15 protein-coding genes are annotated in these 15,525 nt (G+C 41.0%); 1 reads left to right on the forward strand and 14 read right to left on the reverse strand.

Features of this window, described 5'->3' with window-relative positions:
• Positions 1-202 precede the first annotated feature (202 nt).
• The 8 genes from hflC to citZ all read right to left on the reverse strand — a co-directional run bounded on the left by hflC (position 203) and on the right by citZ (position 8,488).
• Entirely contained in the window at positions 203-1,225 is a 1,023-nt protein-coding gene (gene hflC, locus GD002_RS01875) for a protease modulator HflC (protein ID WP_153730638.1), read from the reverse strand.
• Entirely contained in the window at positions 1,222-2,193 is a 972-nt protein-coding gene (hflK, locus tag GD002_RS01880) for an FtsH protease activity modulator HflK (protein ID WP_153730639.1), read from the reverse strand. The genes hflC and hflK overlap by 4 nt, the downstream gene beginning before the upstream one ends.
• Positions 2,194-2,275: 82 nt before the next feature.
• Positions 2,276-3,700, reverse strand: coding sequence for a two-component system histidine kinase PnpS (gene pnpS, locus GD002_RS01885; RefSeq protein ID WP_153730640.1), 1,425 nt, complete (start codon positions 3,698-3,700; stop codon positions 2,276-2,278).
• Complete coding sequence (locus GD002_RS01890; RefSeq protein WP_153730641.1) at positions 3,701-4,405, reverse strand: response regulator transcription factor; 705 nt, start codon at positions 4,403-4,405, stop codon at positions 3,701-3,703.
• On the reverse strand, positions 4,395-4,880 hold the full coding sequence (locus GD002_RS01895) for a MaoC/PaaZ C-terminal domain-containing protein (protein WP_153730642.1): 486 nt from the start codon (positions 4,878-4,880) through the stop codon (positions 4,395-4,397). Before GD002_RS01895 ends, GD002_RS01890 begins: the two co-directional genes overlap by 11 nt.
• Positions 4,881-5,025: 145 nt before the next feature.
• Positions 5,026-5,964 carry a malate dehydrogenase gene (mdh, locus tag GD002_RS01900; protein ID WP_153730643.1) on the reverse strand — a complete coding sequence of 313 codons (939 nt, stop codon included), beginning with the start codon at positions 5,962-5,964 and terminating at the stop codon, positions 5,026-5,028.
• Positions 5,965-6,032: 68 nt separating this feature from the next.
• The gene (gene icd / locus GD002_RS01905; RefSeq protein WP_153730644.1) at positions 6,033-7,301 is read right to left on the reverse strand and encodes an NADP-dependent isocitrate dehydrogenase; all 1,269 of its coding nucleotides are present in this window, start codon (positions 7,299-7,301) and stop codon (positions 6,033-6,035) included.
• 71 nt (positions 7,302-7,372) lie between these two features.
• Positions 7,373-8,488 carry a citrate synthase gene (citZ, locus tag GD002_RS01910; RefSeq protein ID WP_153730645.1) on the reverse strand — a complete coding sequence of 372 codons (1,116 nt, stop codon included), beginning with the start codon at positions 8,486-8,488 and terminating at the stop codon, positions 7,373-7,375.
• Positions 8,489-8,666: 178 nt separating this feature from the next.
• Between citZ and GD002_RS01915 the strand changes: the two genes are divergently transcribed.
• Complete coding sequence (locus GD002_RS01915; protein ID WP_153730646.1) at positions 8,667-9,638, forward strand: AI-2E family transporter; 972 nt, start codon at positions 8,667-8,669, stop codon at positions 9,636-9,638.
• Here GD002_RS01915 and GD002_RS01920 read toward each other — a convergent pair.
• From GD002_RS01920 to GD002_RS01945, 6 genes are read right to left on the reverse strand one after another with little or no spacing between them, the layout of a single operon-like run.
• The gene (locus GD002_RS01920) at positions 9,631-10,014 is read right to left on the reverse strand and encodes an FxsA family protein (RefSeq protein WP_153730647.1); all 384 of its coding nucleotides are present in this window, start codon (positions 10,012-10,014) and stop codon (positions 9,631-9,633) included. The two genes, GD002_RS01915 and GD002_RS01920, sit on opposite strands and share 8 nt — an antisense overlap.
• Before the next feature lie 55 nt (positions 10,015-10,069).
• Complete coding sequence (gene pyk, locus GD002_RS01925; protein ID WP_153730648.1) at positions 10,070-11,830, reverse strand: pyruvate kinase; 1,761 nt, start codon at positions 11,828-11,830, stop codon at positions 10,070-10,072.
• Positions 11,831-11,880: 50 nt separating this feature from the next.
• Positions 11,881-12,840, reverse strand: coding sequence for a 6-phosphofructokinase (pfkA, locus tag GD002_RS01930; protein ID WP_153730649.1), 960 nt, complete (start codon positions 12,838-12,840; stop codon positions 11,881-11,883).
• Positions 12,841-12,897: 57 nt separating this feature from the next.
• On the reverse strand, positions 12,898-13,854 hold the full coding sequence (locus GD002_RS01935; protein ID WP_153730650.1) for an acetyl-CoA carboxylase carboxyltransferase subunit alpha: 957 nt from the start codon (positions 13,852-13,854) through the stop codon (positions 12,898-12,900).
• On the reverse strand, positions 13,851-14,723 hold the full coding sequence (gene accD, locus GD002_RS01940) for an acetyl-CoA carboxylase, carboxyltransferase subunit beta (RefSeq protein WP_153730651.1): 873 nt from the start codon (positions 14,721-14,723) through the stop codon (positions 13,851-13,853). Before accD ends, GD002_RS01935 begins: the two co-directional genes overlap by 4 nt.
• Entirely contained in the window at positions 14,720-15,382 is a 663-nt protein-coding gene (locus GD002_RS01945) for a FadR/GntR family transcriptional regulator (protein ID WP_153730652.1), read from the reverse strand. Before GD002_RS01945 ends, accD begins: the two co-directional genes overlap by 4 nt.
• Between the last annotated feature and the right edge of the window lie 143 nt (positions 15,383-15,525).

Genomic DNA, 15,525 nt, shown 5'->3' on the forward strand with positions numbered 1-15,525 from the left:
TCCGCTTTTGGTGACATCCAGCTCCAAGCGCCAGCCTCTCGGGTCGTTTCGGTCTTAAAGATAAAGGCAAAGAGCGCCTTTATTTTAAGCCCTCCAACGCCTGTCGTGGCTTGACGGCGCTTTCCGCTTTTGAATAAAAACACGCCATTTCCATTTAGTTTACCATGTTTGGCAACTGTAAATGAAAATGACGCACTTGTTGTTATTTTAAATAGCCAGTCAGCAATTTAGCATATGGTGAATCTGATGGAAGAATGATCATCGTTTCGTCATCCACTACTTTAGAATAGGATTGTAACGTTCTGTATAAGTTATAAAACTCAGGATCTTTAGCAAAGGTGTCGTTATAGATTTTAGCAGCTTCCGCTTCCCCTTGCGCCGTTACAATCGCGGCTTCCTTTTTGGCTTTCGCCAGCATCTCCTGTACTTCTCTATCCGTTTCTGCTTCAATTTTTCGTTTTTCCGCGTCCCCTTCAGATAAATAAGATTGCGCGGTCGATTGACGTTCAGAGATCATTCGGGTATAGATGGATTGTTCGTTCTCTTCCGGAAGATCAATTCGTTTCATCCGGACGTCGACCACTTCAATCCCAAAATTCCCGTCAGCCAGGAAATCATTGACTTTTTCAGTCACACGGTCATTCAAGCTTCCGCGTCCAGAGTCTTCGTCATTGACGACATCGACATAATTCAGACGTCCCATTTCATTCCGTACAACAGAATAGATGAACTCTCCCAATCGCGCTTCTGCGTTAACGATATTACGAGCATTGGATATCATTTTACCCGGGTCCGTAATATGCCATACCGCATAGTTGTCAATGATGATCCGCTTTTTATCCTTCGTAGTGATTTCCGCTTCCTGTACGTTATACGTCATTTGGTTTTTAGGAAGTACCGAGACACTTTGAATGAATGGAATTTTCATATTGATTCCTGGTTCTTTGACAATTCGTGTAATTTCACCAAATTGACGGACTACTCGATATTCATTCTCTTTCACGATGAATAAATTGGAAAGGAGGATGACCACTACAGCGAAGGCAACCGTTAGCATGATGATCATTTTCGCGTAGCGTTTGACATCGACTACCTTTTTAGGTTTGATGACTTTCACTTTCGGATCTGCTTCTGGTACTTTCTGAGTGTTTTTATTCTTTTCAGATTCACTCATTTTCTTCATAGCTTCTTCTATTTTTTTGAAAGGATTTTGGTCGTTACTCATGATGCTTTCTCTCCTTTCTCAGCTGGCTTTTCAGTCTCGTCAGCAGAAGGCAATTGCGGCAATTGTTGAAGTGGTAAATATTTTACCGTTTCACCACTATCATTCATAATGTAAAGATTTGCTTTAGGCAATACTTGTTCGAGAGTTTCTAAGATCAAACGTTGACGAGTGATGGCTTTATTCTTCGCATACTCCGTATATAAGTCATTGAATAAGGCAACATCTCCACGTGCTTGCTCTATACGTGCTGTCTTCTTCCCTAGAGCTTGAGATTTGATGGCGTCACGTTCACCGATCGCTTCATTTTTCTTCTGATTTTCATATTTCTTTGCTTCATTGATTTTTGTATTTTTCGTTTCGCGTGCATCTGTAACTGCTGTAAATGCTGCACGTACTTCTGCATTTGGTAATTCCACGTCTTGAAGTTTAACGCCTTGCACAGCAATACCAATATCGTAATTTTCTACTAGACTTGTTAATAAGTCGCGAGTTTTTGCTTCAATTTCTGCTTTTCCATCCGTTAACGCTGCATCAATTGTGGAACTACCGATGACGGAACGGATTGAGGCTGAGGCTGCATCTCGCAAAATTTCAACCGGTTCCTCCGCATTGAATAAATACTTTTTCGGATCCACAATTCGCCACTGAACAGTTAGATCGGTAAGGACGATGTATTCGTCGCCTGTGATCATTTTCGTTTCTTTATCGATGATTTCTCCACTTTTATCTTGTTTGTAACCGAAGTGGATACTATACGTTTCCTTTGATAAAATCTCTGCTTTTTGAATCGGCCATGGCAGTTTGAAGTGTAAACCGGATTCTGTCACTGGTGCTCCTGCTTGACCGAATGAAATCACGACAGCTTGTTCGGATTCATCTACGGTATACCAGGTAGTAAAAACGATTAATAATAACAATAATCCTGTGACTGCTAGCCCTAGCGTCACTAAGACTCGTTTTGTCCCCATTCTAGTTCCTCCCTTTTCTATGTATAGTTACTCTACGGTGCAGGAGGCGATTTAGTTTCAATGAAAGCAATTTTGTTATTGATTAGTAATCAATAACTTCTTTACTCACTGGAAGCTGAACACGGAAAGTGGTACCGACTCCTACTTCACTATCAACCGTCACTATACCGTGATGCGCTTCCACAATATGTTTGACAATTGCTAGCCCGAGTCCTGTCCCCCCTGACTCTCTGCTCCTCGCACGATCAATACGATAGAATCGCTCAAACAAGCGTGGAAGCTCAGAAGGCATAATACCCATCCCCTGGTCACTCACCATGATATCTACACATTCATGCGCCTTCTGAATGGAAACTGTTATAACTGTCCCTTCCTGGGAATAGGCAATAGCATTGTTAAGTAAGTTCACCATCACTTGCACCAACCGATCATGATCAGCAGAAATAATGCATGAAGCAGGTGCATTGAACACGACTTCCATCTCTTTCGCTTGTAGTTTCGCTTGTACAATTTGCATTGACTGTTCAAAAACCTCGACAACATCAACTGGTTTTCTAGTTATTTCAAAACTCCCTTGTTCCATACTCGAGAGTCGTAGTAAATCTTCAATTAATAATTGCAGCCGATTACTTTCCTTGTACATAATTTCTAGAAATTCCTTCTTAAGCGCCGGATCCTCCACTGCTCCATCTAATAACATCTCTGAAAATCCTTTTATTGACGTTACTGGCGTTTTTAATTCGTGAGAGACATTCGCAACAAAATCCTTACGCACTTGTTCAAGATGGATCAACTCCGTGATATCATGCATAATGACAACGATACCTAGCCAGTTTCCATTTTCTCCAATGACCGGTGCACCGTATACTTCTAGATGACGAACACCATTCGCCAAATGAACTTGTGATTGAAACGAGCGGATTTCTTCTGTTAAGAAAATAGTCTCAATTTCTTTTTCAATATCTGTAGGCAATCCAATATCTTTATACGTCTTCCCCATTAAATCTTCACTTTTCCGATGAAAAGTTTCTTCAAACACTTTATTCACTAAATTCACAGCACCTTGCCTACCAAACACGAGGAGGCTACTACCGATACTGCTGATCAAGGTTTTTAGACGTTCCTGCTCCATCGCACGTAAGATGGAATTTTCTTGTAAATTCCTGGCGATTTGATTGATCGCTAGAGACATTTGCTGATTCATTTGCCCATCCTCTACTTGTGCTCTCGCTAAATAGTTACCTTGAGCCAATTGATAAGCGATGTCGGTACAATGGTCAATCGGTTGGACATATTGCTGAAGTAATTTAGCCATCACAAACATAACGACAATGTAGACTAATACGAGTGTAAATAAAAGAAAGACCCAATACTTTTGCTGAATAATTGGGTCGACATCTTCCGCAAACAGATGAAAAAATTGCCCTAAGATGATTCCTAGCACGATTAATAAAATCGATAGAATAACAGCAGATGCTGCTAGCAGCCTTGAGTAGAAATTCTTCATTCAGTTTTGCTCCCCGAATTTATAGCCCACGCCTCTCATCGTTTTGATATAGCGGGGTTTCCTCGTGTTTTCTTCAATTTTTTCTCGCAAATGACTAACATGGACGTCCACGATTCTCGTATCACCCGCGAAATCATAATTCCATACTGCTTGAAGCAATTGATCACGGGTCAGCACACGATTTTTATGTTGCATAAAGTAGACAAGAAGTTCAAATTCTTTCGGTGTGAACTCTAGTTGGTTTTTATTCAAATAAACTTCAAAACGTTCGGGATACACGACAAGTTGTCCAGACTCAAGGATTTCTTCTTTTGTTTGCTTGACCCTTTCACCAGTCCGCCTAAGAACCGCCTTTACCCTAGCAGCGACTTCACGAGGGCTAAAAGGTTTCGTCATATAATCATCAGCACCCATCTCTAGACCGATGATTTTATCTGCTTCCTCACCTTTTGCAGTCAACATAATAATGGGTGTTTCAATATCTTGCATTCGAAGCATTTTACAAACTTCCATTCCATCAATTTTCGGTAACATAAGATCCAATATGATCAAATCAGGTTTCTCATCCAAAACAAGTTCTACAGCCTGCTCCCCATCACTTGCAAGGACAGTGTCATAATTCGCCTGCTTTAATGTGAAATCTAGAAGTTTTTGAATCGACTGTTCATCTTCCACTATTAATATTTTTTGCTGACTAGTTTCCATGTGTCGATTCCCTTTCCGCTATTTGAGCAATGGATTTCTTTTCAGGTGCTTTGACGATAAGTTCTCCACTCATCACACGATCCCCCTCTTCGTCTTCCGCTGTCACTTGAATCGTTAGTTGATTTGTCGCATGTTCTAACTTGGTAATTTCCAATAAAATTTCAATGATCGCATAATGGTATACAGGCTTTGGAAAATGTAATTGTTGATGGATAATATGTGCTCCCGGTCCTGGCAAATGTTTTGAGATAGCGGCTGTTACAATACCTGTCAGCATGATGGGTGGCACAATTGGTTGACCATAGCTTGTAGTGGCAGCATAGTCATGCTGGATATATAGCGGATTTGCATCATTTGTTAACCCTAAATAAAGCATCAAATCTTTATCTTCTATTTTCTCCGTTAGACTTAGCCTCTCACCAATTTCAAGCTCAGCTATCTCTTTTCCCATCAAATTTCGTTTTCCTTTTAACAAATAAATTCCCCCTTATCTACATCTAAACCCCCAGAAAATCGCAGAAAATTAATTTAATTATTTAAAGTATAGCAATCTATATAAGAAAAATCGAGCTACAAAAAAATCGGGCAGCATGATTGCCACCCGATTTTCAATAGAAAAATTATGCAAGAACATTCATCACTGCGCGTACAGAATCCGCTGATTGCTCAAGAGCAGCTTTTTCACCGTCAGTTAACTCTAGTTCAATAATCTTTTCGATTCCTCCTGCCCCTAGTACAGTTGGAACACCTAAATAAATACCGTCCATACCATACTCGCCTTCAAGGAAAGCGATAGATGGCAAGACACGTTTTTGATCCTTGAGGATTGCTTCTGTCATTTCCACTAATGAAGCCGCAGGGGCATAGTAAGCAGAACCATTACCTAGTAGGTTGACAATTTCAGCTCCGCCCTTGCGTGTACGATCTACGATTTCTTCCAAACGACCCGCAGAAATTAAGTTTTCTAGTGGCACGCCACCAGCTGTTGAATACCGCACTAAAGGAACCATGTCATCCCCATGACCGCCAAGTACGAAACCAGTCACGTCTTTCACGGACAGATTCAACTCTTGCGCTACAAATGTACGGAAACGAGCAGTATCTAAAACACCCGATTGGCCGATTACGCGTTCTTTCGGAAAGCCTGATTCCTTATATACTGTATACGTCATAGCATCCACTGGATTGGTTAATACAATAATGGTCGTGTTTGGAGAATGCTTAACGATTTCAGCTGTTACTGATTTCATTACTTTTTGGTTAGTCTGAACTAAATCGTCACGGCTCATTCCTGGTTTACGCGCGATACCCGCTGTAATGACTACCACGTCGGAGTCTTTTGTATCTTCATAATTAGAAGTACCTATGATATTTGCGTCAAACCCTTGAACTGGACCAGCTTCCAACATGTCCAATGCTTTGCCTTTTGTCGGATTTTCCATAGCGGGAATATCGACGATGACGACATCGCAAAGTTCTTTTTGAGCCAAAAGAAATGCAGTTGTTGCTCCAGTAAAACCAGATCCGATAACCGATACTTTTTTACGCTTCAATGACATGTAAAACTCCCCTTTTCAGATCTCTTGTAATGTAAGAAAAAAGGGGGACAGCATCCCCCTTTTCATGATTAAAGATTCTTAATTAATTCATCTGCAAATCCAGATGTACTTACTTCAGTTGCGTTGTCCATTAGACGTGCAAAATCGTACGTCACGACTTTAGACGCAATAGTTTTTTCGATAGAAGCTGTAATAATGTCAGCTGCTTCATTCCAGCCAAGGTGCTGAAGCATCATAACGCCTGAAAGAAGGACAGATGAAGGGTTTACTTTATCCAATCCAGCGTACTTTGGTGCTGTACCGTGAGTTGCTTCAAAGATTGCATGTCCAGTAACATAGTTAATGTTCGCTCCTGGTGCGATTCCGATTCCACCAACTTGTGCAGCTAATGCATCAGAAATGTAATCGCCGTTTAAGTTCATTGTTGCGACTACGTCGAACTCTTTAGGACGAGTTAAGATTTGTTGCAAGAAGATATCTGCAATCGCATCTTTTACGATGATTTTGCCAGCAGCTTCAGCGTCAGATTGTGCTTTGTTAGCAGCCTCTGTACCGTCAGCTTCTTTAATGCGGTCATATTCTCTCCAAGTGAATACTTGGTCGCCGAATTCTTCTTCAGCCACTTCATATCCCCAGTTTGCGAATGCGCCTTCTGTGAACTTCATGATATTTCCTTTGTGAACAATCGTCAATGATTTACGGCCTTCACTGATTGTGTAGTTCATTGCAGCACGTACAAGACGCTTCGTTCCTTCTTCAGAAATTGGTTTGATACCGATACCTGAAGTTTCAGGGAAACGAATCTTATCCACACCTAGCTCAGTCTGAAGGAAATTGATTAATTTTTTCACTCCGTCAGAACCTTTTTGGTACTCAATCCCTGCATAAATATCTTCTGTGTTCTCACGGAAAATAACCATGTCACAATCCTCAGGATGTTTCACGGGTGAAGGTACGCCTTGGAAATAACGAACTGGACGCAAGCAAGTATAAAGATCAAGTTCTTGACGCAATGCAACGTTCAATGAACGGAATCCCCCACCGATTGGTGTTGTAAGCGGTCCTTTAATTGCAATTAAGTATTCGTCAATTGTATCAAGAGTTTCTTTTGGAAGCCAATCACCAGTTTCATTGAATGCCTTTTCTCCTGCAAGAACTTCAAGCCAATTAATCTTCTTTTTACCATCGTATGCTTTTTCAACAGCTGCCTCAATTACTCTAGAAGCTGCATTCCAGATATCTGGACCCGTACCATCGCCTATAATGAAAGGAATCGTTGCGTGATCTGGGACGTTTAAAACACCGTTAGTTACTGTAATCTTTCCATCATTAGCCATTATTGATATCCTCCTGAGTTCAAAATCAGTGGGCCGGTATACGAGATACCGCCCCACAAATTTACTAGTTTTTATCGTTCATTGATTGGCACATAATTTTGCATGCCTGGTCCAACGTACTCTGCACGAGGACGGATCAAGCGATTGTTTTCGTATTGCTCCAGAATATGTGCAATCCATCCTGAAAAACGAGAAACTGCAAAAATTGGCGTAAAAATATCATGATCGATGTCTAATGAATGATATACCGAAGCGGAATAGAAATCAACATTTGGCGGCAAATTCTTTTCGCCAGTTACAATTGATTCAATCTTTTCCGACATATTATACCATTTTTCTTCACCGCGCAAGGCAGTCAATTTCTGAGACATTTCACGTAAATGCTTCGCACGCGGATCACCTTTACGGTATACGCGGTGGCCAAAGCCCATGATTTTTTCTTTGTTTGCAAGTTTTTCACGAATATACGACTCAACTTTGTCTTCATCGCCAATTTCCATAAGCATGTTCATAACCGCTTCGTTTGCCCCACCATGTAATGGGCCTTTAAGCGCACCAATTGCAGCAGTTACGCCTGAATACATATCAGAAAGAGTCGCTACACAAACACGTGCTGTAAACGTAGATGCGTTCAATTCATGGTCTGCATGTAAGACAAGTGCTTTGTTGAATGCTTCTTCCGCGATATCAGCAGGCTCTTCCCCAGAAAGCATGTAAAGGAAGTTTGCCGCATAGCTAAGACCTTTTTTAGGTGCTACTGGCTCTTGTCCTTTACGGATACGCGCGAAAGCTGTTACAACTGTTGCAACTTTTGCCTGAAGCTTGATGGCTTTATTGTAGTTCTCTTCAGGTGACATATCTTCTGCCTTATCATCGTATAATCCAAGAAGTGAGATCGCTGTACGTAGCGCAGCCATTGGATGGACTTTGTCGATTGGATAAGTTTTGAAGTGATCAATTACCCCTTGTGGAATTTCTGCATGCTCTTCTAACTGCTGTTTCAATTCAGAAAGCTCTTCTTCTTTTGGTAGACGTTTATGCCAAAGAAGGTAAACCACTTCTTCAAAACTAGCATTGTCCGCTAGATCGTCAATGCCATAACCTACATACGTGAGTGTGTCATCGATGATAGAACTGATTTGAGTTTGTGCTGCAATGATACCTTCCAATCCTTTTGTTGCTGTCATGATATTCTCTCCTTCTTCCCAGTCTGGCCATCCCCAGAGAAGCTGAGTGCAGAATGACGGCCACCTGCTAATTATATTTTTATCTAAAACGCTTACAAAGTCCATTATAAGCAACTTTTACGGTTTTGTGAATGGTAAAGCTGTTTTTTGTTTATAAATATTCGAAAGGAATGGGCAAATGCACATGATTTCTATCGACTCTAAACGTCTACAAACCTTCTCGCAACAATGGTTACCAGCTTTATTCATAGCACTTTTTGTAATGTTGATTCCACCAATCGGATTTGCAATAATTTTAGCTTTCTTCACTGCACCTCTTGTTAATTCGTTCATCTCACTCACTAAATTACCCGCTTTTTTAGCGACCCTAATCGTGATGTCTATCCTCACACTTTTACTATATGCATTCCTCTTCTTTTCAATAAACGGATTAATTTCGGTAATTTGGACAGTAGAAGATCAGTTAGTATTATTAATTGAAATAATCGATAGCAAAGGATTTGATTTTTATTTGGCAGCTGAGAGTTTTATTCAATCTAGTCATGATGCAATGGAAGGAATCATAAGCTTTTTCCAAAAATTCTTCCAACAGCTTTTTAGTATTTTTATGTTTATCATAGCGTACTTTTTCTCTTTGCGAGAAAGTGCGAAAAATCGTTTTTGGTTTTTAGTTTATTTTCCAAAGAAATTCCGTCCATCTGCTAAACGTATTTTCTCGAAATCCAGTAGCTTGATGGGGCACTTTTTTTCTGTACAAATCCGCTTGTTTTTTATTACATTCATCATTATGAGTGTAGGATTTTGGCTGTTGGATTTCGAATCTCATTTCACTAAAGCGTTTTTAATTTCTCTAGTCGATAGTATTCCTTTTTTAGGAATTGGTCTGGTGTTTTTACCAATGATCGCGTTTGCATTCTATATAGATAACGTACAATTAGCGATCGGTTTACTCATTTTATATATCGTATTACTAATTACAAGACAGATGACTGAATCTTTTTTATGGGCAAGTACCTTCAAATTAAGAACTGTCCATTCATTCCTTATCACTGCATGTGCAGTTTATTTATTTGGTGTATATGGTATTTTATTTTTACCATTCTTTTTATTTCTAGCATTAAAGGTAAAGGAACACTCTTCATTTACATGACACGAATCTGTCCCTTTTTCATTCTATTATAGAGCCATTTCACAATAAATGGATACAGCACTTTGCGAGGACCAGTGAATAGTAATAACAGGCCAATGATATCTGTTAAAAAACCAGGCATCAGTAATAATATTCCTCCAAAGAATATACACACACTGTCAACGAGAGCCTTTCCAGGTGTTTCTCCACTCGCTAATCGATATTGAAGATCTCGCAAAGCGTGAAGTCCTTTCTTTTTTGCTAAATAAGCACCGCCGACTCCTGTTGCGAGAATGATGAAAATCGTTGGGAATATTCCAAGCGTTTTGCCGGAAATTATCAATAAAGCTAATTCTGCAGTTGGAACAATGATGAAGAAAGCCGCTAACCATTTCATATGACAACCTCCGAAAAGACCGCTCTCTCTTTACGAGAATAGCGGTCTGAATGATTTACAATACTTTTGCGTGACCGTTGTAAATGACACCGGTCGCTGCGTCCATTGTAATATCACTTCCATTTTTAATAATGGTAGTAATATTCTCAACACCTACAATTACTGGAATTCCTAAGCTTAACCCCACAACTGCAGCATGGCTTGTTAATCCGCTAGTTTCCGTTATGATCCCAGCACATTTTTCAAGGGCCGCGTACATGTCTCGGTCTGTCGATTTGGTAACGATGATATCACCATCAGCAACTTGAGCTAATGCTTCTCGTGCCGAATTAATAATTTTCACTTTTCCGAACGCCACATTTTTACCAATGCCTTGTCCACGAGCAATTAAATCACCAATTACATGCAGTTTCATAAGATTAGTCGTGCCCGCTTCACCAACTGGAACGCCTGCTGTAATAATGACGACGTCACCATGTGTTACATATTGATGTTTGACGCTTTCTTCAACAGATTCCTGAAGGATTCCATCAATATCCAGTGCTTTTTTGCCGACAATTGGGTATACTCCCCAAACTAGCGTCAGCTTATTGGAAACAGTTTCGGAACGTGTAACGGCAATAATTGGACAACCCGGGCGATACTTCGCGATCATTACTGCTGTTTGACCACTTTCAGTAGGAGCCAAAATCACTTTCACATTTAGATTCAATGCTGTATAAGCAGCAGCTTGTCCAATAGCCTCCGTCAGATTACCTTCTTTTTCTCTCGTTCTCGTGGAAACAACAGACTTAAAATCCATTGATTCTTCAGTTGACAACGCAATTTTATCCATTATTTTCACAGAGTCAACCGGGTACATTCCAGCCGCCGTTTCCCCTGAAAGCATAATCGCATCTGATCCATCTAAAATGGCATTGGCAACATCACTCGCTTCTGCTCGTGTCGGACGTGGATTTCTCTGCATGGAATCCAACATTTGAGTAGCCGTAATGACAGGTTTACCAAATTGATTACATTTTTTAATCATTCTTTTTTGCACTAGTGGCACTTCTTCAGGGGGAATTTCCACGCCCAAGTCTCCGCGAGCTACCATCAACCCATCCGAGAGTAAAAGAATTTCATCTAGATTGTCAACACCTTCTTGGTTTTCAATCTTTGGCACAATGTGGATATGTCCGCCATTATTTTTTTCTAGCAATTCACGAATTTCCATGACGTCTGAAGCACGACGGACAAAAGATGCAGCGATGAAATCGACACCTTGTTCAATGCCGAAAAGGATATCTTCTTTGTCTTTGTCTGTAATACCTGGAAGTTGCACAGAAACATTTGGAACATTGACACCTTTATTATTTTTTAAAGGGCCGGCGTTGATAACTTTTGTATGGATCAACCCTTTCCCCTCATCCTTTCCTGTAACTTCCAATTCAATTAAACCATCATCCAAGAGAATGAATGAGCCACGATCTACGTCTTTAATTAGCTCTTTATAAGTAACGGAAAAAACTTCTTCTGTTCCAGTCACTTCTTCCATAGCGATATCGATCGCCTGTCCTCTGACCAGTTCAATTTGATCGTCCTTCATTTTATGCGTTCGAATTTCAGGACCTTTCGTATCCAGTAAAATACCGACCACTTTACCTTTTTCTTTAGCTGCCTTACGAATGTTTTGAATACGTTCTTTGTGTTCGTCTTGGGTGCCATGGGAGAAGTTCAAACGCGCAACATTCATCCCTGCGTCAATCAGTTCTTTTAGTGTTTCGTACGACTCACTTGCTGGACCGATTGTACACACTATTTTTGTCTTCCTCACTAACTATCGCTCCTCTGCGTTATGTAGACTTTGTCAATACAGAATGGAATTCAAATGGATAAAGTTTCAGCCAAATCCAATAATGACAAGTCTAACTTTTCTCTTTTCGAAAAGACCTCTTCAAGATTATAGTCTACCACTTTATGATTTCTCATACCAATAGCAGCATTTATTTTTCCTTCTAACAGCACTTCCACCGCACGCGAACCGTACTGACTGGCGATCACGCGATCTCGTGCAGACGGAGAGCCACCTCGTTGAATATGTCCTAAAATAGAAACGCGGGTGTCAACACCAGCTTCTTTTTTTAGAATTTCCGCCAGTTCATTTGCTGGCATCATCCCTTCAGCCAAAACGATAATACTGTGCTTTTTCCCCCTGCCTGTACTTTGCTTTAAGCGATTGACAATGTGCGTCACGTCAAAGTCTTTTTCAGGCAGCAAAATGGATTCCGCCCCCCCGCCAAGACCTGCCCACAACGCTAAATCACCCGCATCTCGACCCATCACTTCAATGATAAATGAACGTTCATGCGACGTTGCCGTGTCACGAATTTTATCGATCGCTTCCACAACCGTGTTTAATGCCGTATCGAATCCGATCGTGAACTCTGTACCGTTAATGTCATTATCAATAGTTGCTGGCACACACGCACACGGTACATGTAATTTGACTAGCTCATTTGCGCCACGAAACGAGCCATCACCGCCAATTACGACAATGCCTTCAATACCGTGGAGCTTAATCTGGCGCAAAGCTTTAGCGCGACCTTCTTCTGTCATGAATTCCGGACATCTGGCTGAACGTAAAATAGTGCCCCCTCTTTGGATGATATCGCCTACCGACCCAAGCTGAAACTGTTCAATTTTCCCGTCAATTAATCCTTGATATCCATTGAAGACACCTGAAACTTCTAGCCCCTCAAAAAGCGCTTTTCTGACAACCGAACGGATCGCAGCATTCATTCCCGGTGCATCGCCGCCACTCGTTAATACCGCAATTTTCTTCATTGCCTACACTCCTTTGCTTCAGATTCTTATGTAAAAAGATGCGGTTTCCCGCACCTCTCATTCTGAAAACACACCGATATTACGGAACTTTTCATAACGTTCATCAATCAATGCTTCAGGTGATAATTTGCACAGGGTATTCAAAGATCTGCGCAACGTCTCTCGAATCTCCGTCGCTTGCTGGATAGGATCACGATGCGCACCACCAAGAACTTCCGGAATGATTTCATCAATAATTTTCATTTCTTTTAAGTCAGGAGCAGTAATTTTCATGGCTTCTGCCGCCTGTTTGGCAAGTGTCGGATCTTTCCATAAAATAGACGCCGCTCCTTCAGGTGAAATGACCGAATAAGTAGAGTTCTCTAGCATGTGGATGTGATTTGCCACACCTAATGCCAGCGCCCCACCACTTCCCCCTTCTCCGATCACAATAGAAATAACAGGCACTTTCAATCCTGCCATTTCTACAAGATTCCGTGCGATCGCTTCACTTTGCCCACGTTCTTCTGCAGCTTTCCCAGGATAAGCGCCTTTAGTGTCAATGAAACAAATAATTGGACGATTGAACTTTTCTGCTTGTTTCATTAAACGAAGGGCTTTACGGTATCCTTCAGGATGGGGCATACCGAAATTACGTCTGACATTTTCCTTCGTGTCTTTCCCTCGCTGATGTCCAATAATGGTAATAGGATTTTGTTCGAATGAGGCAATTCCGCCAATAATCGCTTCATCATCACCAAAATTACGATCACCATGAAGCTCTATAAAGTCTTCAAAAAGACTCTGAATATAATCTTTCGTCGTAGGTCTTTCAGGATGTCTAGCCACCTGTACACGATCCCACGGCTCCATACTTTCATAAATATCTTTTTCCAATTTCGCCAAACGATTTTTCAAGTTGACAATTTCTGTAGAAAGATCGACATCGTTCACTGCCGTATATTCTTCTAACTCTTTAATCTTTTCACGCAGTTTAACGATTGGTTCTTCGAAAGCTAACGTTTTACTACTCATGCACGATCTGTCCCCTTCCCTGCGTGAAGCTTAATGATTTTGTGCAATACGTCCACCATATCGCCTCGATGTACGACGGCATCCACCTGTCCATGACTCAATAAGAACTCAGCTGTCTGAAAGTCTTCCGGTAATTTCTCTCTGACTGTCTGTTCAATGACACGTCGTCCAGCAAAACCTATGAGCGCTTTTGGTTCTGCGAGATTGATATCACCCACGGATGCAAAACTGGCAGAAACACCCCCTGTAGTCGGGTAGGTCATAACAGAAATAAAGAGAAGACCTTTATTGGCATGACGTTTAAGTGCTACGCTCACCTTCGCCATCTGCATCAAGCTAAGCACACCCTCTTGCATACGTGCACCACCACTAGCAGAAAAAATGAGCATAGGAATGCCTAATTGTGTTGCTTTCTCTACAGCCCTAGTAATTTTCTCGCCCACGACTGAGCCCATCGAACCCATTCGGAAATGTGCATCCATGATCGCAATCGCGACTTGATTTCCTTGAATGCGACCTACCCCAGTCAACACGGCTTCGTTCAAACCAGTTTTTTCGGCATCCGAATTGACTTTTTCTGTATAAGAAGGAAAATCAAGGGGGTTTTCAGTTTTCAAATGATTGTCCATCGATTCAAAACTGGCAGGATCGAATAAATGCTCCACACGTTCTTGTGCAGTCATTTTGTAATGGTACTGACATGCTGGGCATACCTTTCCATTTTTCAGCAAATCTTTTGTAAGGATTACATGCTTACATTCAGGACATTTCGTCATAATGCCTTCAGGAACATCATTTTTCCCTTTGGTAGATGGCATCGTATGATTTTCTTCTTTTGATTTCTTTTTAAACAATTCTCGGATACTCATTCTATTTCCCTTCTTTCTTCTTCAACTCGTTCCATCCATTGTGAATAGCGTGCTAAGGCTTGTTGTGTATCACCTGCAATCAATTCGTCTAGCAGCGAACTGACCACGACTTTTTCATCTTCTACCAAAATAGGTACTTCAAAAGCAACACCGCTATATTGTTTCAACAAAAACCAAATTTTTAAGGAAAGCCGATTTTCTGTCGCAATAATCGTCTCACGAATCACATCTTCACGTAAGAATATCGCTTCTTCTTCATGTAATTTAACTTGCATACCTTTCCAAACAGGCAAAGCACGCAATTCCTCGTTTTCCGCCACATTCGTAATAGCTGCTCGCTCATGAATCTTTCTAGTTTCCACAACATCCTGAATGGAGCGAGCCTGTTGCATGATGAACGTAGAAAGGACTTCAACTAACTGATGCTTTTTGAAATCAGATAAAAACGTTCCTTCTCCGCGTCTTGTTTCAATCAAACCAAGCAATTCCATGCTGCGCAACGCTTCTCGGACTGCCGCCCTGCCAACCTGTAGCTGTTCGGCAAGATGACGTTCAGAAGGCAGTTTATCGCCATATTGGATACCTTGTTCTTTAATCAGCAATTGCAGTTCTCCGATAATATCCAAAAACCTCTTGGAAGACGATTGTGAATTATGCATAGAAGAACTCCCTTTTCATTCTGTCAGCAAAGTGGTCTGACCACCTTGCTTACTAGCATACAAAAAAGAATCGTCTCCGTAAAGCAAAATCACGAAAGTTCATGTTGTTTTTTTATCAGAAATCTCTATCCGACTGAACGCTC

This window comes from Sporosarcina obsidiansis (assembly GCF_009651005.1).
GTDB classification, from domain to species: domain Bacteria; phylum Bacillota; class Bacilli; order Bacillales_A; family Planococcaceae; genus Sporosarcina; species Sporosarcina obsidiansis.